At 70.3% G+C, this 22,890-nt stretch carries 15 protein-coding genes; 3 read left to right on the top strand and 12 right to left on the bottom strand.

What is annotated here, in order from left to right; all coding sequences use genetic code 11:
* Window positions 1-68: 68 nt before the first annotated feature.
* The 7 genes from OG276_RS34365 to OG276_RS34335 all read right to left on the bottom strand — a co-directional run bounded on the left by OG276_RS34365 (window position 69) and on the right by OG276_RS34335 (window position 5,843).
* On the bottom strand, window positions 69-485 hold the full coding sequence (locus tag OG276_RS34365; protein WP_266911464.1) for an ACT domain-containing protein: 417 nt from the start codon (window positions 483-485) through the stop codon (window positions 69-71).
* 71 nt (window positions 486-556) lie between these two features.
* Complete coding sequence (locus OG276_RS34360; protein WP_266911462.1) at window positions 557-1,027, bottom strand: hypothetical protein; 471 nt, start codon at window positions 1,025-1,027, stop codon at window positions 557-559.
* 167 nt (window positions 1,028-1,194) lie between these two features.
* Window positions 1,195-1,434 (bottom strand): DUF397 domain-containing protein, encoded by a 240-nt coding sequence (locus tag OG276_RS34355; protein WP_266911460.1) that lies wholly within the window; start codon window positions 1,432-1,434, stop codon window positions 1,195-1,197.
* A gap of 130 nt (window positions 1,435-1,564) precedes the next feature.
* Window positions 1,565-2,740 carry a thiolase domain-containing protein gene (locus tag OG276_RS34350; protein ID WP_266911458.1) on the bottom strand — a complete coding sequence of 392 codons (1,176 nt, stop codon included), beginning with the start codon at window positions 2,738-2,740 and terminating at the stop codon, window positions 1,565-1,567.
* Window positions 2,737-3,795, bottom strand: coding sequence for a thiolase domain-containing protein (locus OG276_RS34345; protein WP_266911456.1), 1,059 nt, complete (start codon window positions 3,793-3,795; stop codon window positions 2,737-2,739). The genes OG276_RS34350 and OG276_RS34345 overlap by 4 nt, the downstream gene beginning before the upstream one ends.
* Complete coding sequence (locus tag OG276_RS34340; protein WP_266911454.1) at window positions 3,795-4,757, bottom strand: OB-fold nucleic acid binding domain-containing protein; 963 nt, start codon at window positions 4,755-4,757, stop codon at window positions 3,795-3,797. Before OG276_RS34340 ends, OG276_RS34345 begins: the two co-directional genes overlap by 1 nt.
* A gap of 285 nt (window positions 4,758-5,042) precedes the next feature.
* A complete protein-coding gene (locus OG276_RS34335; RefSeq protein ID WP_266911452.1) occupies window positions 5,043-5,843 on the bottom strand; it encodes a crotonase/enoyl-CoA hydratase family protein in 801 nt (266 codons plus the stop codon).
* Between the two features lie 174 nt (window positions 5,844-6,017).
* Here OG276_RS34335 and OG276_RS34330 point away from each other — a divergent pair, with 174 nt between their 5' ends.
* Window positions 6,018-7,703, top strand: a complete 1,686-nt coding sequence (locus OG276_RS34330) for an acyl-CoA synthetase (protein ID WP_266911450.1) — start codon at window positions 6,018-6,020, stop codon at window positions 7,701-7,703.
* 105 nt (window positions 7,704-7,808) lie between these two features.
* On the opposite strand, the gene OG276_RS34325 is transcribed toward OG276_RS34330, so the two are convergent.
* Window positions 7,809-8,699, bottom strand: coding sequence for an alpha/beta fold hydrolase (locus OG276_RS34325; RefSeq protein WP_266911448.1), 891 nt, complete (start codon window positions 8,697-8,699; stop codon window positions 7,809-7,811).
* Between the two features lie 108 nt (window positions 8,700-8,807).
* Between OG276_RS34325 and paaK the strand changes: the two genes are divergently transcribed.
* Together paaK and OG276_RS34315 are read left to right on the top strand one after the other, a co-directional pair.
* Window positions 8,808-10,124: a phenylacetate--CoA ligase PaaK gene (paaK, locus tag OG276_RS34320; protein WP_266911446.1), complete on the top strand. Its 1,317-nt coding sequence runs from the start codon at window positions 8,808-8,810 to the stop codon at window positions 10,122-10,124.
* A gap of 261 nt (window positions 10,125-10,385) precedes the next feature.
* Window positions 10,386-11,216 carry a YhjD/YihY/BrkB family envelope integrity protein gene (locus OG276_RS34315; RefSeq protein WP_266911444.1) on the top strand — a complete coding sequence of 277 codons (831 nt, stop codon included), beginning with the start codon at window positions 10,386-10,388 and terminating at the stop codon, window positions 11,214-11,216.
* Between the two features lie 7 nt (window positions 11,217-11,223).
* On the opposite strand, the gene OG276_RS34310 is transcribed toward OG276_RS34315, so the two are convergent.
* The 4 genes from OG276_RS34310 to OG276_RS34295 form a co-directional block, all read right to left on the bottom strand.
* Window positions 11,224-11,640 carry an ankyrin repeat domain-containing protein gene (locus tag OG276_RS34310; RefSeq protein WP_266911442.1) on the bottom strand — a complete coding sequence of 139 codons (417 nt, stop codon included), beginning with the start codon at window positions 11,638-11,640 and terminating at the stop codon, window positions 11,224-11,226.
* 108 nt (window positions 11,641-11,748) lie between these two features.
* A complete protein-coding gene (locus OG276_RS34305; RefSeq protein WP_266911440.1) occupies window positions 11,749-13,278 on the bottom strand; it encodes a fatty acyl-CoA synthetase in 1,530 nt (509 codons plus the stop codon).
* 161 nt (window positions 13,279-13,439) lie between these two features.
* Window positions 13,440-13,847: a hypothetical protein gene (locus tag OG276_RS34300; protein WP_266911438.1), complete on the bottom strand. Its 408-nt coding sequence runs from the start codon at window positions 13,845-13,847 to the stop codon at window positions 13,440-13,442.
* Window positions 13,844-22,672, bottom strand: coding sequence for a SpvB/TcaC N-terminal domain-containing protein (locus OG276_RS34295; RefSeq protein ID WP_266911436.1), 8,829 nt, complete (start codon window positions 22,670-22,672; stop codon window positions 13,844-13,846). Before OG276_RS34295 ends, OG276_RS34300 begins: the two co-directional genes overlap by 4 nt.
* Between the last annotated feature and the right edge of the window lie 218 nt (window positions 22,673-22,890).

Raw genomic sequence — 22,890 nt, 5'->3', positions numbered from 1 at the left:
GAAGCCCTGTGCGGCAAATAAAGCTGATCTTCTTTCGGGGGGCGCCGCCCTGTGCTATTCCCGTCGGGTCAGTCCTGTGCGGAGCGTTCCGCGAGGGCTTCCAGGACGGCCACGGCCTCGTCGGCCCGGGCGGCGTCCACGAAGAGGTGGTCGTGGTGGTAGCCGGCGATGACGTTGCAGCTCAGGCCGTGTGCGCCGAGTTCGGTGGCGAAGGCGGCGGTGAGGCCGACGGCGTCGAGCGAGGAGTGGACGCGCAGGGTGATCCAGCCCGCGGTGTACGTGTACGGGAGTCCGGCTCCGTCCGCGTCCTCCTGGCTCAGCACGAGGGTGAGCCCCTCGGGTTCCAGGACGGAGGCGACGGGGGTGAGCCCGGCCAGGGCCTCCGGGTCGGTGTCGCCGGGGATGGTGCAGAACACGTACAGCCCGTCGTTCAGCTCGGGTCGCATTCCGCTCAGCAGCTTCCGCAGGTCGTTTTCTCCGCTCATGCCCCCACCGTACCGGTCATCCCGTTATGGCCGGTACGACACCCCTGGGGCACCTGTACGGCGCCCCTGCGTCAGTCGCCCTCGTAGAGCCTGCGGTGCCACCAGGCGCGCGGACTGCCGCTCCAGTCCACCCACCCCCCGGCGGACGGGACCGGGTGCGGGAGCGTCCGGCGGCGGAACTCCTCGTCCAGGCTCCGGAGCACGCGGCCCAGTGCGGTGCGGGCGGCCGGCGGCAGGGCCCGGTACAGATCGCCCAGGTCGTCCCGGACGACGGCTACGTCGTCGCGTGCGCAGCCGGGGCAGGCCGGGCACGAGGAGGGGACCAGGAGCAGGGGGCTGCCGGGGCGGCTCAGGAAGGTCCGGTACCGGCTCAGCAGGTCCGCGACCTCGTGGCCCCGTCCGGGCCGGGACCAGTGCGCAGCGGCGGCGGCATCGGGCGACAGCCGGTCCACGGGCGGGAGTTCCCGCGCCCAGGCGGGCGGCCGCCGGTCCTCGTACGTTCCTCGTTCGGCGCGCAGGGCGCCGGGCCGTCTACGCGGCATCGCCCTTTCGGCGGGTGGTCGTCATGGCGGCCACGGTGCCGGAACCTTCGGGGTCCGGCAAGGGATTTACGGAGGGGGCGCGGGCGGTCGCTCCGGATGCGGGCCCGGCGGCCACCGGGGCGGCGGCTCCGCGCCCGGTGGTGCGCCGCTCCCCGTGCCGTCGCCGGCTACGTGAGGTCGAACTCCCCGCCCCGCGCGTTCAGGACGAACTTGCGCCACTCGTCCGGCGCGAAGATCAGCGAGGGACTTTCGGGGCGGTCGCCGTTGCGCATCGCGATGAACCCCTCCACGAAGGCGATCTGGACGTCACCCGCCCCCCGGCTGCTCGACTGCCAGTCCGCCTCGGTCAGATCGAGGTCCGGCTTTCCCCAGCCGGCCGGCGCCTTCGAAGTCATGCTCTCTGCCACGTGCGTGCTCCTCCCGGTACTCCCGGTTCGTCGTCCCGGGGGCCAGGTTAGCCATCGCACGCCGTGCCGCACAGGCCACGGTGCGTCACTCGTGGCCTGTACGGCACTCACCCCGGAATCCGGCTTCCGCTCAGGAACCCGGCTGCTCCGCTCCCACCAGCCACATCGCGAAGAACTGCGCCCCGCCGCCGTAGGCGTGGCCCATCGCCCGCCGGGCGTCCGGGACTTGGTGCTCGCCCGCCTGACCGCGCACCTGGAGGGCCGCCTCCGCGAAGCGGATCATGCCGGAGGCGCCGATGGGGTTGGTGGACAGCACGCCGCCCGACGGGTTGACGGGCAGGTCGCCGTCGAGCTCCGTGACTCCGGCCTCGGTGAGCTTCCAGCCCTCGCCCTCGTCGGCGAAGCCGAGGTTCTCCAGCCACATCGGCTCGTACCAGGAGAACGGCACGTACATCTCCACGGCGTCGATCTCCCGGCGCGGATCGGTGATCCCCGCCTGCCGGTAGACGTCGGCCGCGCAGTCCTTGCCCGCCTGCGGGGACACGAAGTCCTTCCCCGCGAAGAGGGTCGGCTCGCTGCGCATCGCCCCGCCGTGCACCCAGGCCGGCGGCTTCGGCGAACGGGCCGCGCCCGCCCGGTCGGTGAGGATCATCGCGCAGGCGCCGTCGGAGGACGGGCAGGTCTCGGAGTACCGGATCGGGTCCCACAGCATCGGGGACGCCTGGACCTTCTCCAGGGTGATGTCGTGCTCGTGCAGGTGCGCGTACGGGTTCTTCAGCGCGTTGCGGCGGTCCTTGTACGCGACGAGCGAGCCCACCGTGTCGGGGGCGCCGGTGCGCCGCATGTACGCGCGCACGTGCGGGGCGAAGAACCCGCCGGCCCCCGCCAGCAGCGGCTGCTGGAAGGGAACGGGCAGCGAGAGCCCCCACATGGCGTTGGACTCGGACTGCTTCTCGAAGGCGAGGGTCAGCACCGTGCGGTGGACCCGGGCGGCGACGAGGTTGGAGGCGACCAGCGCCGTCGAGCCGCCCACCGAACCGGCCGTGTGCACCCGGAGCATGGGCTTGCCGACGGCGCCGAGGGCGTCCGCGAGGTACAGCTCCGGCATCATGACGCCCTCGAAGAAGTCGGGGGCCTTGCCGATGACGACCGCGTCGATGTCCGCCCAGGTCAGTTCGGCGTCCGCGAGGGCCCGCGCGGCGGCTTCGCGCACCAGTCCCGCGATGGAGACGTCGTGGCGGGCGGCCACGTGCTTGGTCTGGCCGATGCCGACGATGGCCACCGGCTCCTTGCCCGTCGTGCTCATGCTCGGTCCCCTTCCAGGACGGCGACCAGGTTCTGCTGGAGGCAGGGGCCGGAGGTGGCGTGCGCGACGGCCCGGTCGGACTCGCCGCGGTGGATGCGGGCGGCCGCCTCGCCGATCCGGATCAGGCCGGCGGCCATCATCGGGTTGGCTGCGAGCGCTCCGCCGGAGGGGTTGACGGCGACGTCCCCGGCGAGTCCGAGGGCCTTGCGGAGCACGACCTCCTGGGAGGAGAACGGCGCGTGCAGTTCCGCGGTGTCCACCGGGGCCTCGAAGACGCCCGCGTGCTCTGCCGCGATCCGCGTCGAGGGGGAGTCGGTGAGGTCGCGCAGCCCCAGGCTGTGGGCCTCGATGCGGTGGTCGATGCCGGTGATCCAGGCGGGCCGCTCGCACAGCCGGCGTGCCACGTCCCCGGCGGCCAGGATGACGGCGGCCGCGCCGTCGCCGATGGGCGGGCAGTCTCCGGTGCGCAGCGGGGCGACCTGGTACTCGCCCTGCGCGACGGCTCCGCTGAGCTGGGCGTGCGGGTTGGCTCCCGCGGAGGCCCGGCTGCGGGCGCCGATCGCGGCGAGCCCGGCTTCGTCGGTCTCTCCCGCGTCAATGAGCGCCTGGGCCTGGAGGGCGGCCAGGGCCACCGAGTCGGGCCAGAGCGGAGCGACGTAGTACGGGTCGAGCTGGCGGGTCAGCACGTCGCGCACCGACCCCGGCGAGGACTTCCCGTAGGAGTAGACGAGGGCGGTGTCGGCCTCGCCGGTCTGGATCTTGACCCAGGCCTCGTAGAGGGCCCAGGCGCCGTCCATCTCCACGTGCGATTCGGAGATGGGCGGCCAGGCGCCGACCCCGTCGAGGGTCATGGTGAAGGAGAAGGCCCGGCCGGCGAGGTAGTCGCTGGAACCGGAGCAGGTGAAGCCGATCTCGCCCGCCTTCAGTCCGGTGGCGGCCAGCACTTGGTGCAGGACCGGCATGACCATCTCTACTTCGCTGAGCTCGTCTGTACGGCGCAGGTGGTCGCTCTGTGCGAAGGCGACCACCGCGACCTCACGGGCGTATCGGGCCATCAGATGAGCTCCTTGTACACGTCGTAGTCCGCGTCCGGCTCTCCGGTGGGGCGGTAGTGGTCGGGGAAGCGCCCGCCCTCGGTCCAGACGGGTTCGACCCGCAGCCCCATCCGCACCTGGTCGTACGGGATGCCGCCGATCCGGCCGTGGAGGGCCAGGCCGGCGCCGTCGAGGGCGATGTGTGCGTAGACGTAGGGGACTTCGATGTCGAGGTTCTTGGCCTTGATGTTGACGATGCAGTAGGTGGTGACGGTGCCCGCCGGCCCGACCTCGACCCGGTCGGTCGTCGCCACCCCGCAGGTGGGGCAGGCGCCACGCGGGGGCACGTACACCTTGTGGCAGGAGGGGCAGCGCTCGCCGATGGTCTTCTGCTCGGAGAGCCCGGCGATGTACGCGGTCTGCGCGCGGCCGGGGCTGTACGAGTAGTCCAGGCGGGCCTCGGCGACGATCCCGGTGACGGCGTCGGCGAACTCCCCGCTGTGCGGTGCCGCTTGGGTGCCCGGCTCCCCGTCCCCGGCGGGCTCGAAGCAGGCGATGTCGGTAATGGCCCCGGTCCGCTCCGCGGCCCACCGCACGCGGACCCGCATGCCGGTGGTGACCGCCTCGGGCCCGGGGGCGTCGAGGGCGTGCAGGAGGGCCGTGTCCGCGCCGTCGAGGCGGACGAGCACCCAGGCGAAGGGCGTGGCGAGGGGCTGGTTGGGGCGCGGCGAACCGTTCCAGGCCCAGGTGGTGACGGTCCCGGTGGTGCCCACCTCGACCAGGTCACGGATCTCCTCGGCGGTGACGGGGTCGTACTCGACGGGCGGCACCATCACCTTGCCGTCGGCGGTGGTGACCCCGAGGACGACCCCTTCGCGCAGGCCGGTGAGGAAGGCGCTCTGCACGGGGCCGAGGGAGCGGGTGAAGGGGAACTCGACGACGAGGGGCGCACGGAGGATCTCGGGTGGCGACGCGGCTGTCATGGGTGGGTCTCCGATGTAGGGGGCGGGACACTGGCAGCCCCGCCGGGCGAACAAGATCTGCCGGGGCCGACTCGGGCTCCGCCGAACCAATCAGGCACCGCCGGGGCCCATTCAGCCCCGCCGGCGTTTGAGGCGCAGGGGTCCGGGGACTGGTCCCCGGCAACGGCGCCGCACCCGTGCCCCGGTCCGTTACCACCGACACAGCCGTGGGCACCCGCACCCGCACGGGCACCGCCGCGCAGGGCAGGCCCGGGCCGGGCCGGGCCGGGCCGGGCCGCAACCGAACTACTCCCGCCGATACACCGCGGGCCGCTTCTCGGCGAACGCCCGCGCCCCCTCCTTCGCGTCAGCGGTGTCGAAGATCGGCCACCCCCGCAGCAGCTCCGCCGCGAGCCCCTCCGACTCCGTCATCTCGGCCGTCTCGTAGACGGAGGCCTTCACGGCCTCCACCGCCAGCGGCCCGCACGCGTTGATCCGCTCCGCGATCTCCAGCGCAGCGTCCAGCGCCGTCCCGTCCGGGACGACCCGCCCCACGAGCCCGATCCGCGCCGCCTCCTCGGCCGCGTACGGCCGCCCGGTCAGCAGCATCTCCAGCGCGTGGGTCCGCGGGATCTGCCGCGGGAGCCGGACCGTCGAGCCGCCGATCGGGAAGAGCCCCCGCTTGACCTCGAACAGTCCGAAGGTGGCCCCCTCCCCCGCGACCCGGATGTCGGTCCCCTGGAGGATCTCCGTGCCGCCCGCCACGCAGTAGCCCTCGACCGCCGCGATGATCGGCTTGCGCGGCCGGTGGTGGCGCAGCATCGCCTTCCAGTGCAGGTCCGGGTCGGCCTTCAGCCGGTCCCGGTACTGGTCGCCCGCCATGCCCTTGCCGGCCAGCGCCTTCAGGTCCATGCCGGCGCAGAAGTCCCCGCCGGCCCCCGTCAGCACCACCGAGCGGATCGTGTCGTCCGCGTCGGCCTCCAGCCAGCCGTCGTACAGCCCCACCAGCAGCGGCAGCGAGAGCGCGTTCTTCGCCTCGGGCCTGTTCATGGTGAGCACCAGCGTGGCTCCGTGGCGTTCCACGGTCAGGTGTTCTGTCCCACCCATTGCCGTCCTCCCGTCTCAAGACCTAGAACAGGTTGCAGTAGGGGCGGGTGCAGTTCAATAGTTTTCTGACACCCAGTCAGATTTCTTGGACGGTCCCCTTCCTTGTTGGGGTTGGCGACGCTCTAATGACCGCCGAGCAGACCAGCCATGGGATTTTCTGGGTCAGGAGGACCGGTGGAGTACAACATTGCCGACCTGTTCGAGTCGGTCGTGGACGTGGTCCCGGACCGCGAGGCCCTCGTGTACGTGGACCACCCCGGGACCGGCGCCGAGCGCCGCCTCACGTACGCGGAGCTGGACGCGGCGGCGAACCGCATCGCGCACCATCTGCTGGACAGCGGCCTGAAGGCCGGTGAGCACCTGGGCCTGCACCTCTACAACGGCATCGAGTACCTCCAGACCGTCCTCGCCTGCCTGAAGGCCCGCCTGGTACCGGTGAACGTGAACTACCGGTACGTGGAGGAAGAGCTCGTCTACCTCTACAACGACGCCGACCTCGCCGCGCTCGTCTTCGAGGGCGAGTTCACCGAACGGGTCGCGGCGGCCCTCCCACAGACGACCAAGCTCCGTCACCTGGTCCGCGTCGGACCGACCCCCGAGGGCGCTCCGGAGCCCGCGATCGCTCCGGTCGCGTACGCCGACGCGGAAGCGGCCGGCTCGCCGGACCGCGGCTTCCCGCCCCGCTCCCCCGACGACCTGTTCATCATCTACACCGGCGGCACGACCGGCATGCCCAAGGGCGTCATGTGGCGCGCGGAGGACCTCTTCTTCGCGGGCCTCTTCGGGGGCGAGCCGACCGGCGAGCCGGTGAAGCGACCCGAGGAACTGGCCGAGCGGGTCGCGTCGAAGGGCGCCGGGCTGACCTTCTTCCCCGCGCCGCCACTGATGCACGGCACGTCCACGCTGACGTCCTTCATCGCCTTCAACTACGGGCAGCGGGTGGTCATCCACCGCAAGTACGCGCCCGAGGAGGTGCTGCGCACGATCGAGAAGGAGAAGGTCTCCAGCGTCTCGCTGGTGGGCGACGCCATGCTGCGGCCGCTCATCGACGCCCTCAACGGGCCCCTGAAGGGCACCGACCTGTCCTCCCTCTTCAGCGTCTCCTCCTCCGGCGCGATCATGTCGGAGACGGTGCGCGCCGAGTTCCAGGCGCTCGTGCCGAACGTGATGCTCCTGAACAACTTCGGCTCGTCCGAGTCCGGCTCGAACGGCCGCGCGACGAACGACTCCAGCCCGGAGAAGGGGTTCCGGCTGGAGGTCAACGAGCGGACGCAGGTGGTCGACCCGGTCACCCACGAACCGGTTCCGGTCGGCGAACCGGGACGGCTCGCGCAGCGCGGGTACGTACCGCTGGGCTACTACAACGACCCCGTCAAGACCGCCGAAACCTTCTTCCAGAAGGGATCCGAGCGGTGGGTGCTGCTCGGCGACATGGCGACCGTGGACGAGCAGGGCATCGTCACCGTCCTCGGCCGCGGCTCCCAGTGCATCAACACGGGCGGCGAGAAGGTGTACCCGGAGGAGGTCGAGCAGGCGCTGAAGTCCCACCCGGACGTCTACGACGCCCTGGTCGCCGGGGTCCCGGACCCGAAATGGGGCAGCCACGTCGCCGCGGTGGTCGAGATCCGGGCGGGGTCGGCCGAGCCGACGCTGGACGAGATCCAGGCCCACTGCCGCACCAAGCTGGCCGGCTACAAGATCCCGCGCCAGCTCGTCATCGCGCCCGCCATCCAGCGCTCCCCGAGCGGCAAGGCGGACTACCGGTGGGCGAAGTCGGTGGCCACGGACGCCGACGCGGGCACGGACGCCGACGCGGGCACGGGCACCGACGCGGGCACGGGCACGGGCACCGCGAACTGACCCTGCGCTGCGCACGCCCGCGGGCCGGGACCCTGATGGGTCCCGGCCCGCGGGCGTGTCCGCACGCGCACCTCGGCCGCAGGCACGCGGCCCTCCCGTCGCCGCTCAGGCCCCGGTGCTCAAGAACTGCTCGATCCGGGCCGCGAACCACGGCGCGTCGTCCAGCCACGGGAAGTGCCCACCGCCCTGCTGCACGTCGACGACGCCCCGCTCGAAGAGCTGCGCGAGCCGGGCCGCGAGGGCCGGGGAGGGGTTGAAGTCCAGCTCCCCGGCGAGGACCAGCGCCTCTCCGGTGAAGCGGCCCAGCGCGGCCCGGGTGGCGGGCGGGTCGAAGGCGCCCGGGCCGGCGAAGGCGGCGGAGGCCTCGGCGTTCACCTGGACCGGGCTCAGTGCCGCGTGGGCACGCGCCGTCTCGTCCCAGCGCCCGTAGGCGAGCGGCATCACCGCCACCCGGTCGGCCTCTTCGGGAACCCCTCCGGCGGCCAAGGCGGCCAGCGTCCGCTCGTAGGCCGCGATGGCCTTGTCGTAGGGCTCTCTCCCGGCCCGCCCGCGGACGTCCGCGAGGCGGGTTTCCGGGGAGTCCGCGAGGTCCACGGCCCAGGAGGTCGGCGTGATCAGGGCCAGTCGGCGTACCCGTCGCGGGTGCGCGGCCGCGTAGAGCAGGGCCAGGTTGCCCGCTGCGGAGTGGGCGAGCAGGTCGGCGCTCTCCAGGCCGAGGTGACCGCGCAGCGCATCGACGTCGGCGACCTGGTGGTCGACCCGGTACGTCGCCGGATCGGCCGGGAGCGCGGAGTCCCCGGTGCCTCGCAGGTCGAGCAGGATCAGCCGGCGGCCCGCGGCCAGTCCACCGAGGTCACCCAGGTAGGCGGAGGCCCGCATGGCGCCGCCGGGGAGGCACAGGAGCGGCTCGCCTTCACCCTGGACGTGGTACGCGAGTTCGGTTCCGTCATGGGCGGTGAAGGTGAAGCTGCAGGTGGGAGGAGTGGAGGTCGACATGGACGCAATCTCAGCAGACGATCACTCGTTCGAGTAATTGATTTGGCCGCGACAGTCCGGCAATCTACCGAATGATCGGTCGGTTGACTCGGACAAGGGGTGGGCTGCATGGGTACGTACGCACAGGGCCACGACGGCGGCGCGGACGAGGGCGAGCGGATGGGCCGGGACGAGCTGGCGGCGCTCCAGCTGACCCGCCTGCGGGCGACCTTGCGCCGGGCCTACGACCGGGTTCCCTTCTACCGGCAGGCCTTCGACAAGGCCGGTCTGCATCCCGACGACTGCCGCTCCCTCTCCGACCTCTCCTTGTTCCCCTTCACCACCAAGTCCGATCTGCGCGACCAGTACCCCTTCGGCATGTTCGCCGTACCGCGCTCCGAGGTCCGCCGCATCCACGCGTCCAGCGGGACGACGGGCCGCCCGACCGTCGTCGGATACACGGACGGGGACCTGTCCACCTGGGCGGACGTCGTCGCCCGCTCGATCCGCGCGGCGGGCGGCAGGCCCGGCCAGATCGTCCACATCGCCTACGGGTACGGCCTGTTCACCGGAGGCCTGGGCGCGCACTACGGCGCGGAGCGCCTGGGCTGTACGGTCGTGCCCGCCTCGGGCGGGATGACGGACCGCCAGGTCCGGCTGATCGAGGACTTCCGGCCGGAGGTCATCATGGTGACCCCCTCCTACATGCTGACCCTGCTGGACGAGATGGAGCGCCAGGGCATCGATCCCCGCGCCACCTCCCTCCGTACGGGGATCTTCGGTGCCGAGCCCTGGACGGAGGAGATGCGCCGCGAGATCGAGGAACGCCTGAACATCGACGCGGTGGACATATACGGGCTCTCGGAGGTGATGGGCCCTGGTGTCGCACAGGAGTTCGCCGAGACAAAAGACGGTCTCCACATATGGGAGGACCACTTCTACCCGGAGGTGGTCGACCCGCTGACGGGCGCCGTGCTGCCGGAGGGCGAGCCCGGGGAGCTGGTCTTCACCTCGCTGACCAAGGAGGCGATGCCCATCGTCCGCTACCGCACCCGGGACCTGACCCGGCTGCTCCCCGGCACGGTCCGGCCGGCCTTCCGCCGTATGGAGAAGATCACCGGCCGCAGCGACGACATGATCATCCTGCGCGGGGTGAACCTCTACCCCACCCAGATCGAGGAGGTGCTCCTGCGGACCCCGGCCCTGGCCCCGCACTTCCAGCTCCGGCTGACCAGGCAGGGCCGGCTGGACGCCCTGACAGTACGGGTGGAGGCACGCCGAGAGAGCGACGCCGCCCAGCGGGAGGCCGCGGCGGCCTCGGTGGTGCGGGCCGTCAAGGAGGGCGTCGGAGTCTCGGTCGCGGTGGAGGTGGTGGATCCGGAGACCCTGGAGCGGTCGGTCGGCAAGATCAAGCGACTGGTGGACCTCCGGGAGGGCGGAGCCTGAGCCCAAGCCGGAGTCAGAGGCTGAGCCGGAGCCGGAGCCGGAGTCAGAGGCCGAGCCGGAGCCGGGGTCCGAGGCCGAGGCTGGGTCCGCGGCTGAATCGGAGCCCGAGGGCTGAGCCGGAGTCCGAGGCTTGGTCCGCGCCGCACACGGGACGGGCGGGCGCCCCCGCCGGAGGGCCGGACCGCCGTCGGATCCACCCCTTCGGGCCCACTCGGGGGGCCTCCCGGGAAGCTGCGGGCCCAGCCGGGTAGGGACAGAGGCGTGACCTCGACCTTCCGGCGGCTCCACGACCGGCTCCAGGCCTCCCATGCCGGGCTGGCATGGAGCCGTGGGCGGGAGATGGAGCTGATGCACCGGGCCATGGGCTTCGCCGCCCTCGGCTTCCTCACCCTGGTGCCGCTGCTCGTCGTCGTCGCGGCCGCCGCGCCGGGCAGCGGCTCGGGCTTCGGCCGCTGGCTCGGTCAGGCCCTCGGGGTGACGGAGTTCTCCCGGGAGCGGGTGGAGATGCTGTTCGGCGCCGCGGACCTCGCTCTGGAGCGGACGACCGCCTTCGGTCTGGCCGCGCTCGCCGTCTTCGGCCTGACCTTCGGCTCCGCCGTGCAGACCGGGTACGAGAAGGTCTGGGACCTTCCGACAGCCCGCTGGCACACCATGTGGCGACACGTCGTCTGGCTCGCCCTGCTGGTCTGCTACCTCGGGCTGCTCGTCCTCATCCCCGCCCCGTCGGACGACGTGCCCGGCACGATCCTCGGCACCACGGGCGATGTCATCGGCACCTGCCTGTTCTTCTGGACCTCCCAGTGGATCCTCCTCGGCGGGCGGGTCCGCTGGCGCGCCCTGCTGCCGGGAGCCGCCTGCACCAGCCTGGGCCTCCTCGGCCTGCGGGTCTTCTCGCAGCTGGTGTTCTCCCCGCTGATCGCCTCCAACGCCGTCACGTACGGCCCCTTCGGCACCCTCCTGGTCGTCCAGTCCTGGCTGGTCGGCGTCGGGTTCGTGGTCTACGGCGGCGCTCTGGTCGGCCGGCTCTTCCACGAACACCTCGTCCTGCGCCGCCTCCAAGCCGTCGCCCTCCGGGAGGATCCGGAGTTCTAGAGCCTGATTAGGGGCGGGCTCCCGCCGCTCGGAGTGCGTCGGCCGTCTCCGGGTGCGGTCCCGCCAGCGCCCAGTCGAGGGGCGTACGGCCCGCGCCCCGGTCCTCCCGTAGGTTCGGGTCCGCGCCGTGGGCGAGGAGTTCGCGCACCGTGTCGGCGTAACCCCAGCAGGCGGCCGCGCACAGCGGCGTGCCCTCCGTACCGCGTCCGCTCTCGGTGTTCGGGGAGGCGCCGGCCTCCAGGAGGGAGCGGACCGTGTCGAGAGCTCCCTGGACGGATGCCGCGTACAGCGGGGTGGTGCCCTCCGGGTCGGCCGTCTCCGGGTGCGCGCCCGCGCGCAGGAGGGCGCGGACCCGGGCGGTGCGTCCGAACATCGCGGCGTCGACGAGCTGCCGCGCGAGCTTCTTCTGTCGTCTTCGGTTCATGACGGCCGAGACTAGGCCCTCTCTTTCGGATCTTGTCGGTCAGGTCCGCTCGTGCTGTGGCCTGGTCGGCAGGGCGCGTCAGGCCACGGGCGAGTCGGAGCCGGAGGGTCAGGACGGGGTCGAGAAGCGGTCGCGCAGGGTGCGCTTGAGGATCTTGCCGCTCGCGTTGCGGGGCAGGGCGTCCACGAAGAGGATCCGCTTCGGGGCCTTGAAGTGGGCCAGCTTCTCGCGGGCGTAGTCCAGGAGTTCCGCCTCCGTCACCCCGTCGCGCGGGACCACCACCGCCGTGACGGCCTCGATCCACCGTTCGTCCGGCAGGCCGATCACCGCCGCCTCGGCCACGCCCGGGTGGGTGTACAGCACGTCCTCGACCTGCCGTGAGGCGACCAGTACCCCGCCCGAGTTGATGACGTCCTTTACCCGGTCCACGACCGTGAAGTACCCCTCCGGGTCCCGGACCGCCAGGTCGCCGGAGCGGAACCAGCCGTCCCGGAAGGCCTTCTTCGTCGCCTCGGCGTCGTTCCAGTAGCCCAGGCAGAGCTGCGGGGAGCGGTAGACCACCTCGCCTGCCGTGCCGTCGGGGACCTCGGCCCCGTCCTCGTCGACCACCCGCGCCTGAACGTGGTGGACCGGCCGCCCGCACGAGTCCATCCGCCCCTCGTGCTCCTCCGGCCGCAGCACCGTGGCCAGCGGGCCGATCTCGCTCTGCCCAAAGCAGTTGTAGAAGCCGAGGCCGGGAAGCCGTGCGCGCAGCCGTTCCAGGACCGGCACCGGCATGATCGAGGCCCCGTAGTACGCCTTGCGCAGGGCGGACAGGTCGCGGACGGCGAAGTCCGCGAAATCGGGGTGGTTGGCCAGCCCGATCCACACCGTCGGCGGTGCGAACAGGCTGTCCGCCTCCCCCGTCTCTACCAGGTCGAAGATCTCCTCCGCGACCGGCGCGTCCACGATCGTGTTCCGCGCGCCCACCGCCAGGTACGGCAGCAGGAACACGTGCATCTGCGCCGAGTGGTACAGCGGCAGGGAGTGCACCGGCAGATCGCCCTCCGCCAGGTCCAGGGCCGCGATCGCGCTCTCGTACTCGTGGCAGAGCGCCTCGTGCGTCATCATCGCCCCCTTCGGCAGGGCGGTGGTCCCGGAGGTGTACAGCAGCTGCGCCAGCCGGGACGGGTCCCCGGAGCGGGCGAAGGCCTCGGGCCCGGCGGGCCCGGCCGGTTCGGCCAGGTCGGACAGGAAGGAGCCGCGCGCGTCGCGCAGCGGGCGTACGGCGAACCCCTCGGGGACCCGCCCGGCCAGTTCCGGGTCCGCGAGGACGAGGGAGCTCCCGGAGTTCTCCAGGATGTACGAGAGGTCCTCCCCGGTCAGGTTCTGGTTGACCGGCACGTGCGTGAGCCCGGCGCGGGCGCAGGCGAGGAAGGCGAGGAGGTAGGCGTCGGAGTTGTGCCCGAAGGTCGCGACCCGGTCCCCCTCGGCCAGCCCGTAGCTCCCGCGCAGCACGGCCGCGCCCGTGGAGACGGCCGCGTCGAGTTCCGCGTAGGTCCAGGTCCGCGCGCGGTAGCGGACCGCGACCCGGTCCGGGACGCGTCGCGCGCTGTCGTGGAGCAGTCCGTCGACCGTGTTCTTCCGCACCGGGGTCATGCCGGGATCCTCGTCTGCGCGTCAGGCCGGGGTCAATGACCCGGGCCGTACGCGGATACCCGGCCGGAACATCCGGGGATACGCCTGCGGCATTGCCGCGCCGGCATCCACGTTGCGCAGAGACCGCCTCCCCCGATCCGGGATCGGCACTCGAGCCGCCGTTAGGTTACGTCGGAGGCCGGGCCTTCGAGATCGAAGATCGGGATTCTCCGCTCATCGCCCACATCTGAAATCGACAACAGCCATTCACCATAAGGAAAATCACTGAAGATTTCCAGGATTCGCCCTTCGCGGGTTACCACGTACAAGTCCTGCCTGAATTGAACGCCTTGGATACCGACGTCGACCACTTCATCGCCCACAAGATCTTCCAGGCCGTAGGACTGCGAGCCCTCTCTCGTCAGACTGGGTGAAATAGTGATCTGACCGCCTTCGGATACACGCCAGCTGGAATTGATGCGCAGTCGCCAACGATCCCCTTGAAGGCAAATGCCGTCGGCATCCGCTTCAACTGCGGTGACACTGAACGGAAGAAACCGTCTGATCTCTTCCAATACTGCCTCCATCACGGCCCCAATTCGACGTGCGTACGCTCGCGGACGTACTGCTTTGAATTGGCGCCGCGGGGCGGCTGGACAGGCTTCCCAGTGAATGGACTCACAGGCGCATCCGCACTGTTCGTGAATGACGCGCGAGATCCTGCATTTCCATTGGCGGAGGGCTGCATAATTCGCACCTTGCTACCATCCGGCAGTTCATACCCGACACCTGCCGAACGAGTCGGGAACGTGCTGAATCCAGGCTCTCCGGAATTTACGGCGGACTGCAAACCGGATTCCAATCTCGATGCGCTGGTAGGTACGACGGTTCCATTCGAGCCCACAATGAAGTCGCAATTGTGTACCAGGACCGGCGTGGTTCCCGCGAGCACATAGTACGTGTGCAGGTCATCGACCGTGAGGTTGTGGACCCGCTTGTGCTGGATCCACGCGCGCACGGCGCTCACCTGGGTGTAGGAGCCGTTGCCGGTCTGCAGCAGCATTCCGGGGACGATTTCCTTGGCGTAGACCCACTTGCCCGGTTCGGGCGCCCAGAACGGGTGATTGTCCGTCGCCACGACCTTGCCCGGATGTCCGCCGGGTTCGGTGACGGTGATCTCGACCAGGTTCTTGTCGCCCTCACCGGTGATGAGCGCGGTGACCGTGCGCGGGCCGGCTTCGCCGGTCACCGGGTCGGTGGCGGTGACCTTGTCGCCGACGCGCACCTGGCCTATGGCCTTGTCGTTGCCGTCGGCCATCACGACCATGGTGTCCGGGGTGAAGCTGTTGCCGGTGCTGCAGCTCCCTGCCCCGTTCTCGGCGGCCTTGGGGGCGGATCCGCTGTCGGCCGGTTTTGGTGCGGGAGGGCTGTCTGCCGCCTTCGGTACGGGTGCGGTGTCGGCCGCTTTCGCCGTCGCTGCCGCATCGCCGGCGTTGTTGGCGGTCTTGGCGGCCTGTGCGGCGTCGAGTGCCTTGTTGCCGTACTTGGCGGCGTTCGCCGCGTAGCCCGCGCCCGGGATGGCCGAGGCGGCGGAGAGGCCGGCGTTGACGTAGTCGCCTTCCGCGGCGTACCAGCCCGCATTGCCCAGGTCGGCGACCTCGCCGACGACCGGGACCATGCCGACGACGTCGAGGGTGGTGTGGCCGATCGTCTTCCACGACGGCATCTTCGGCCACTTGCCGGTCGGGTCGGTGAGCTTGACCGGGTTGTTGTGGGTGTAGGTGTAGGCGGCGAGGTTGCGCGGCTCGGCGATGCCGCCCGCCATGCCCCCGTCGAGGTAGTCGGGCAGCGCCGGGTCGGTGCTCGCCCAGAGCTGGGTCCGAGGGTTGTAGTAGCGGGCTCCGTAGTAGTAGAGCCCGGTCTCCACGTCGAGTTCCTTGCCGGTGAACTGGTAGGGCGTGTCCGCCTGTCCGGTCCGTTCCTCCACCCAGGTTTCCCCGTACGGGAAGTACTCCAGGTGCTCGGTGACCTTGCCCAGCTTGTCGGTGACGTAGCCGGAGGAGCCGATGTGGTCGGCGTGGAAGAACTGCTGGGCGTCCTCGGCACCGGTGGTCTCGACGGCCTTGGTCGTCACGCGGCTGTCGCCGACGAAGACGTGCTTGTAGCCGGTGGTGTCGCGTTCGCTGTAGTACCGGTTCGGGTACAGCGAGAGCCCGTCCTCGCTCCGCTTGACGAGGCGGTCGCCCTTGTCGTCGTAGACGTAGGAGACGGTGGCGCCGGCGCAGCCGCTCGGGTCCTGTGTGAGGGTGCCGGTCGCTGTGTCCTGGTTGCAGACGAGGCGGTTCTCCTCGTCCCACACGTACTGACGGCGCTTGTCCGCGGCAGCTGTGTTGACCGTGCTCGTCAGATTGCCGTTGGCGTCGTAGGCATGGCTGATCGGACCGACCTTCGTCGGGGCATGCGGTGTGGCGCCGCCGTAGGCGTACGTGTAGGCGTAGGTCGTCCGGTCCTGGACGTGGGTCGGGTTGGACGGGTCCTCGACCGGTTCGATCGGCCCGGCTCCGCCGCCTCCGACTGGGAAGGCCGGGGTGCCGCCGGTGACCTCGTGGGTCTGCGACTTGCTCGTGGTGTTGTGGATCGAGTCGTAACCCAGGCTCAGCGTGTACGTGTTGACCGCGTTGTTCTTGTCCGTGTACCGGCCCGACGCGGACGTGAGCCGGTACTGGTCGTCGTATCCGTAGGTCTGGCTGCTCGGACCGCCGATGTCCCCGCCCTGCGGCGCGTTGTTCGCCAGCGAGGTGATGTTGCCGATCTTGTCGTACGTGTAGCCCAGGTTCTGGAACGCCGTTCCGCCCGGCGCCACGGACTTCAGTGCTCCGAGTCTGCGGTCTTCGGCGTCGTAGGTGTAGGTGGTGCGGACCCCGTTGCCGGTCTGCTGGAGGATCTTCTGCCCGAATTTGTCGTAGTCGACCCGGTCCAGGTACGTGTAGCCGGTGCCGTTCTTGGATCCGGTGGCCCGGCCGACCTGGCCGCCCGAGTCGTAGTCGTAGGTCAGGACCTCGCCGTCGGGATAGGTCATCTGCAGCACACGGTTGAAGGCGTCGTAGCGCCAGGCGGTGGTGTAGGTGCGCGGGGCGTCGCGGACCGCGGTGATCGTGCGGGTCTCCTCGATCACCTCGCCCAGCGCCCCGTAGGCGCGCTTCACCGTTCCCGCCGCGTCGTGGACCTCGGTGACGCGCGAGGCCGCGTTGTCCGGCGCGCCGGGGGCTCCGTACTCGTAGGAGACGTTGTTCTGCGGGAACGTCGGGTAGCGGATGGCCTTCAGCCGCGAGTACTCGTAGTCGTACTCGACGGCCTTGTCCACCGCCCGCAGGTTCGCGGTGATCTTCGACGTGACGTTCCCGGCGAGGTCGTAGCGGGTCTCGGAGCGCCCGGCGTCCGGGCTGTCGAACGAAATGCGGCGTCCCAGTGCGTCGTAGCCGGCGCGCGTGACGTTGTTCTTGTCGTCGGTGATCGTCGTGACCTGGCCTGTGGGGTCGTACGCGTAGCTGGTCCAGATCTCCGAGGAACCGTTGAACTCCTTCACCGAGGTGGTGGCACCCCGGACGTCGGTGTAGGTGCGGCGCTCCTTGCCGTTGCCGTCTGTCGCCGTCCGCTCGAAGCGGGTCGTGCCCGCCCGATCCTCGCCGAAGCCGTATCCGGTGCTGGTGGTGACGCCGTCCGGTTGCACGGTCCTGACCGAGCGGTCCAGGACGTCGAAGGTGTCCTTCGTGGGTGCCACGGAGTCGAAGGAGGCGTTGAACGCGGTGTTCGCTGCTCCCTTGTCTTCGGTCACCGGGTAGTACTTCTCCACGGCGCGGCCCAGGTAGTCGAACTTCAGCCGGCCGGATACCGTCATCACCTGGGTGGACGCGGCCCCGGGCGAGGCGGACACCGAAGCGTCCTTCTTGGTCTGCAGGACGCGCCCCAGGCCGTCGCTGAAGGTGACGGTGTCGATGGTGTCGTCGCGCACGGCCGAGGCGGCACGGTCGAGGTGCTTGGTCGTGGCGTACGGGACGGTCGCCTCGGGGTGGTAGCCGAAGGTGATCGTGGCCTGGTCGCCGTCCTTCTCGTAGGGCCCGGTCACCTTGTCGAGCCGGCCGACACTGTCGTAGGACATCCGGAGCGGCTGGCCGTTGTGGTCCGTGTTCCGCTCGGGCTGGCCGTATTTGAGGTTGTACACCGTGGACGAGCGGTAGCCGAAGCTGTCCTCGACGGACTCCACGTGTACGCCGACGGTGGTGTCGTAGCCGTACTCCAGCTTGTAGCGCTGCCCCTTCGCGTTGGCTGGACCGGTCACCGATTTCAGGTTCCCGTCCGGGTGGTACGTCAGGTCGGAGACGGCCGCGGTGTCGTCGTCGAGGTACTCGCGTATCTGGCGCACGGCGCCGGTCGCGCAGTCGACGGTGGATTCGCGGTGTCGCAGGAGCGTGCCGGTGGCCGCGGCCTTCTGCCGTATCTCATGGGCGGTGCCGACGAGGTTCCGGTCGCGGCACTGCGTGTCGGAGCCGCTGTACGCGTAGACGGTCTCCAGGTCGTCCGCGGTGCCCTCGTCACCGGTGGCGAAGGTGCGGGTGACGTTGCCGTACTGGTCGTAGGCGAGGTCGGTGACGGTGGACGTCCCTGCGGCGGCCGCGCCTTCGTAGTGCTTTTCCTCGACGCGGGTGAGCTGCGGGAAGACGGTGGCGGTCCGGCTCTTCGGGTCGGCTTCCTGGTCCGTGGAGGTGTCGAGCAACCGGTAGGTGTTGAGTGTCTCGCGGTACGGGTGGCCGGCGCCGTCCTCGGTCAGCGTGCGGGTGAGCAGGCCGCGGCTCACGTATCCATCGGTGCGGTACTCGTCGGTCACCGTGCGGCGGACGGCGTCGTCCGCACCGGTGTCGCGGTTCTCGGTCACCACGCGGCCGAAGCCGAGGAACTCGCGCTCCAGCCGGTCGTGGCGGCCCTGCTCGTAGCGGAAGGTGGTCAGATGCGTGTCGGCACCATCACCCGTGAGCCCGTCGAACACCGAGGTGCGGGACAGCACCCAGCGGCTCTCCTGCATGGCGGCGGTGTTGCCCGAACGGGTGTAGTCCAGGTCGATACGGGCGCCCATCGGCCGGCTGACGGAGCGCAGCAGGTTGGTGCGACCGGTCTTGTTGACCGCGACAAGGAGTTCGTCGTCCCGGGTGGACTTGACGTGGTCGGCCAGGCCGTCGCCGTTGACGTCCCGCAGGCTGGTTTCGGCCCGGCTGATGCCGGTGGACGCGTTGGCGCCGGGGTTGAAGACGAAGACGCCGACGGGAGTGGGCAGGCCGACGGTGAAGTAGACGCCCCCGCCGAGACTGGCGTTCTTGTCGACGGCGATGTCGGGGAAGCTGCCGCGGAAGGGGGCGGGCGCGGTGAAGCCGGTGCCGGTGTTGACCGCGACCTTGATCGGGTTGGCCCCGTCGGTGAACACCCGGTCGGTGAGACCGTCGCCGTTGACGTCCATCATGCTCGCGTTGGTGAACGAGGTTCCCAGCTCGGCGGAGACCCCGCCCGCGAAGCCGTAGCGGTCGACGTTGAACCCGAGGTTGACGCCGACGTTGCGGGTGGACGCGTCGTTGATCGGTCCGGCCGACCACGGTTCGCGGGCGGCGAAGGAGTAGCCGAGGTTCAACTGGGCGTCACCATTGCCGAACACCTTGTCCGGCAACCCGTCCCCGTTGATGTCGATCAGGTCGACGCGGACGTCGGACTCGCCGCCGCCGAGGCTTCCGCCGATGCCGAGCGACGGCTGTACCGCGCCGGTGGTGGCGGTGTTGGCGCTGGTGCCCGCGTCGGGCGCGGCCATGCCCAGGGCGCTGGCGATGGTGGCGGTCTCGCTGCCGGCGGAGAGCGACACGTTGCCGGAGACGTTGTCCGCCTCGCGGACGTTGCCGCCGAGGGTGCCGCGTGTGGTGCCGAGCGCGCCGGTCATGTCGGAGAACTGGATCTCCTTGGCGCCCACGACGTCGGGGTAGCCGTCGCCGTTGAGGTCGAGGTAGTCGACGGAGCCCGCAGTGATCCCGCCGACCACGGTGCCGCCGAACGGGCCCGCCGCGAGGGTGGCCGACACCTGGCCGGTGACACCGCGGCGCATCACTGCCCGGTCGCCCGCCACGTCGGCGTCGGTGACGATGTCGATGGTGTCCGCGCCGAGACGGGAACTGGTCGCCATCGCGGAGGTGATCCACGAGGACTCGTCCTGGGCCGCCCAGCCGCCCTTGGCGGGAACGGGGGCGAAGACCGCCAGCCGCGGCATGGTGAGCCGCGGATTCGCGGTGAACCCCGGGACGTCCGCTTCCTTGGGCTCCTTGGGAAGTGCGTCCTTGAAGCTCTGGTCCAGCGTGAGTTCGGCCTGCTTGAGCGGCTGGGTGGCGCGGTCGCGGTTGCCCTGGTAGCCGATCACTCCCCAGCCGCGGTAGGGCTGGGCGAAGGCGCCCTGCCCGACGGAACTGTGCAGGGCGCTGGGCGCCGGGGTGAAGGTGGGCCAGCTGGACGTCACGTCGTAGGTGACCGACGCGGACTGCTCGACGAGCAGGCCGAGCAGCCCGGTCTCCGTCGTGGAGTAGTCGACGTAGAGCTCGTCGCCGGCGGTGACCGGCACGGTCAGGTCCAGGTTCGGGCCACCGAAGGGAGAGGTGTCCTTGGCCTGGAAGACCCGCTTGCCGACCAGCTGCCCGCCGCGCTTCTTCACCGTGAACGCGATCTTGGCCTCACCGAGGAGGTTGAAGTTGAAGGACAGCTTCGGCCGCACCTTCAACTGGCCGGTCTTGGTCGCCTTGTAGGACTGCTGCGGCGCGGTGAGGGTGTCCGCCGGGTACATGGTCATGTCGTACGGCGGGGTGATCACCAGCGTGGGGTTGCCCGCGGCGTCGACGACCGACTCGACCCCCTGCGCGGCCGTGTAGTGCGCCTTCGGTGCCCAGCTCACCGCCGAGGCGTCGATCGGGGAATCACTCTTCAGCTTCCACGACATCTTCTCGAACGTGCTGACCGGAATGCTGATGTCGATCGCGGAGGTGCCGGTCGACGCGGCGGGCAGGACCTTGCGGAACACCTCCGTGGCGGCGTGGACGCCGTTGCCCTTCTCGATCACTACGGTCACGTCGTCCGAGGTCGCCTTGTTCTTGACCACGTCACCGGTCAGCCGCAGCGTGCCGTTCACCGGTACGGTCACCAGGGACGGCCTGCCGCCGAAGGTGAAGTCGGCCGACGCGCGGAACACGGTGTTCGCCAAGCCGTTGGCGTCCGTGCCGGCCGGCAGGTTGGTGTAGGTGATGGCCGGATCCCAGGCCACGGTGTCGTACTTGCCGTCCAGCACGGACTGTGTGCGGAAGTAGAGCGCGTCACCCTTCTTCACCGGAATCGACGCCACGTTGCCCGGGGCGAACTCGGTGTGGTCATCGGGGCCGATCCGCTGCGCCCAGAGTTCGGTGTCCTTGTGCTGGATGGTGACCCGCACTCCGTCGGCCTTGGTGTAAGCCGCCCGCGTCGGGGAGGGATCCTGGGTCAGCTGCACGCGGCCGTCCACGCGGACATTGCCGTCGAACGGCGCGACCCAGCGGCGTACCGAGTCCAGCAGCGGCGAGTTGTCCACCTGCTGGTTGAACTGCGCGGTCTGATCGCCGACGATCTCGCCGGTCACCGCGCCGCCCCCGATCGGCACCGGGGTGCGGGTGGAGTCCGCGCTGTAGGCGGGCTGCCCTTGGGCGTCCAGGTAGCCGAACAGTACGCCGCCGTTGTTCACCAGGTCGGTGATGCCGTCGCCGTTGACGTCGCTGAAGAACCGGTCCGAGGTGGTCGTGGTGCCCACGAAGTCCAGCTGGGCCGAGGTGGTGAGGACGTAGGACTCGACGCCGATGGTGCCGGACAGCGTGCGTTCGGTCGAGATTCCCGGAAGGTTGGTGAGCTTGATCGGTGTGTCGCCGAACTTCGGCTCACCACCTGGTGTGGCCAGATTGGGCCGGTAGAACACGTCGTTGTTCTTGCGGAACACCTTGTCCGGCAGGTTGTCGCCGTTCACATCGGTCAGCGTCGACAGGCCGTCGGACTGGCCCGCGCTGAATCCGACCTTCAACCCGACGGAACCCTCCTTGGCCGGCAGCCCCTGCACGTTGTAGCCCGCGAACAGGTGCGCGCCGAAGCCGGCCGACGTGTTCGCCGAGATCGCGCTGGCCTCGCCTTCGCGGATGTTCACCCCGAGGTCGTCATCCGGCACCGACCAACGCGCCTTCTCGGCGAAGGCGTTGTAGTTCCCCGACTGGTCGCGCACGTCGTCGAAGTAGTCGAACGTGTGGGTGTTGAACAGCTGATTGGTCTCGCTGAACTGCGACACCGAGGTGAGCAGCGTCTTGGCGAACGCGCCGGTCCGGTAGTTCAGCTCGTAGGCGCGGATCAGCTGGCCGTCCAGCTTGACCTCGACGCGCCGTAGCAGGTCGGCGGTGACCTTCTTGAACCCGTACTTGGCGTCGACCCGTACGTCCGCCCGGCGGGGCTCGCCGCGCTCACGGTCCCGGATGAACGTCACCGAGTACCTGCCGTCGGTGTCACCGCGGCCGGTGTAGGTGATCTTCTGCGGGTACAGGTCGCTGCCCGGCACCGTGGAGCCCGCCGTGCCGCCGTCGGCCACCTTGGCGTACCGGTAGCGCATGACGTTGTCGTTGCCGTCGCGGATCTCCCGCGCCGCCCAGGTGGCGACGCGCCCCTTGCCGTCGGCCAGCGTGCTGTCGGCCGTGCCGCCGAAGAGCGTGCGGACGCCCTGCTTGTCGGTGACCTCCCACCAGTAGTTCGTGGGACCGTCGCCGTGGCGCACGATCCGGTCGAACCGGCCCTCCACCCGGGAGTGGAACACCTTCTCCGCAGAGCGCGCCTGCAACTCGCTCCGGTGCGCCACCGGGGTCAGCTGCTCACCGTCGAGCAGGTAGGTCTCGGTCTCCAGCCCGGCGTCGTAGCGCGGCACACCCCACCGCGTGTCGACCGTGACCATCGGGGTGGCGAGGTCCCACCCGACGCCGAGCCACCCGTTCGTCCCCGACGAGTTGTAGGCGACGGCCAGACTCGGCTCCAGGCCCGCGCGGCCCTTCGGCACCTCCAGGGGGTACGACAACCGCGCGTCACCGATGTTGTTCGCCGAGGGCGCCCCGACTAGGTTCACCCCGGAGCCGGGGTCGGCCGCCTTGATGTCCTTGATCTGGTTCGGGTTGAACGACGTGCCCTCCGGCCCCTCCGGCCCGGTGACCGCCGACCCGGCGTCCGGCCCCGTCGAGGCAGCGCTGCTGAGCAGCTGGGTCGAGGTCAGCCCCGACATGGTGAGCACCATGGCCAGGATGACGGTCACGCCCGTCCGGCCGCGGACCACGCGCTGGACAGTCATCAAAGAGCCCCCATGCCGCCGGACGTCCCCGGAGCACGGGTCATCCGACGACCTCCACCCCCTGTGCTACCGGACGGTAGTTCGCGAGCCGGGGCGTTCGGATAGGTTTTCCGGCCAAGGTCCGCCCGCGTGGTAACGATCCGGCAACGGGGTTTCCCGCCGGTGTGAGAGGCACTCGTCCAGGCCGTTCTCGCCCCTTGAGCCGTGGTGGGTGCGTC

Origin of the sequence: Streptomyces sp. NBC_00086, from assembly GCF_026343255.1 — a bacterium.
Lineage (GTDB): Bacteria > Actinomycetota > Actinomycetes > Streptomycetales > Streptomycetaceae > Streptomyces.
This window is presented reverse-complemented; position numbering and strand designations above follow the sequence as displayed.

Bases quoted from the DNA above. Each gene is read 5' to 3' on its own strand.
- OG276_RS34340 (WP_266911454.1), bottom strand. From the start codon at position 4,757: ATGACAGCCGCGTCGCCACCCGAGATCCTCCGTGCGCCCCTCGTCGTC.
- OG276_RS34360 (WP_266911462.1), bottom strand. From the start codon at position 1,027: ATGCCGCGTAGACGGCCCGGCGCCCTGCGCGCCGAACGAGGAACGTAC.
- OG276_RS34295 (WP_266911436.1), bottom strand. From the start codon at position 22,672: ATGACTGTCCAGCGCGTGGTCCGCGGCCGGACGGGCGTGACCGTCATC.
- OG276_RS34365 (WP_266911464.1), bottom strand. From the start codon at position 485: ATGAGCGGAGAAAACGACCTGCGGAAGCTGCTGAGCGGAATGCGACCC.
- paaK (WP_266911446.1), top strand. From the start codon at position 8,808: ATGGGTACGTACGCACAGGGCCACGACGGCGGCGCGGACGAGGGCGAG.
- OG276_RS34305 (WP_266911440.1), bottom strand. From the start codon at position 13,278: ATGACCCCGGTGCGGAAGAACACGGTCGACGGACTGCTCCACGACAGC.
- OG276_RS34310 (WP_266911442.1), bottom strand. From the start codon at position 11,640: ATGAACCGAAGACGACAGAAGAAGCTCGCGCGGCAGCTCGTCGACGCC.
- OG276_RS34345 (WP_266911456.1), bottom strand. From the start codon at position 3,795: ATGGCCCGATACGCCCGTGAGGTCGCGGTGGTCGCCTTCGCACAGAGC.
- OG276_RS34335 (WP_266911452.1), bottom strand. From the start codon at position 5,843: ATGGGTGGGACAGAACACCTGACCGTGGAACGCCACGGAGCCACGCTG.
- OG276_RS34325 (WP_266911448.1), bottom strand. From the start codon at position 8,699: ATGTCGACCTCCACTCCTCCCACCTGCAGCTTCACCTTCACCGCCCAT.
- OG276_RS34350 (WP_266911458.1), bottom strand. From the start codon at position 2,740: ATGAGCACGACGGGCAAGGAGCCGGTGGCCATCGTCGGCATCGGCCAG.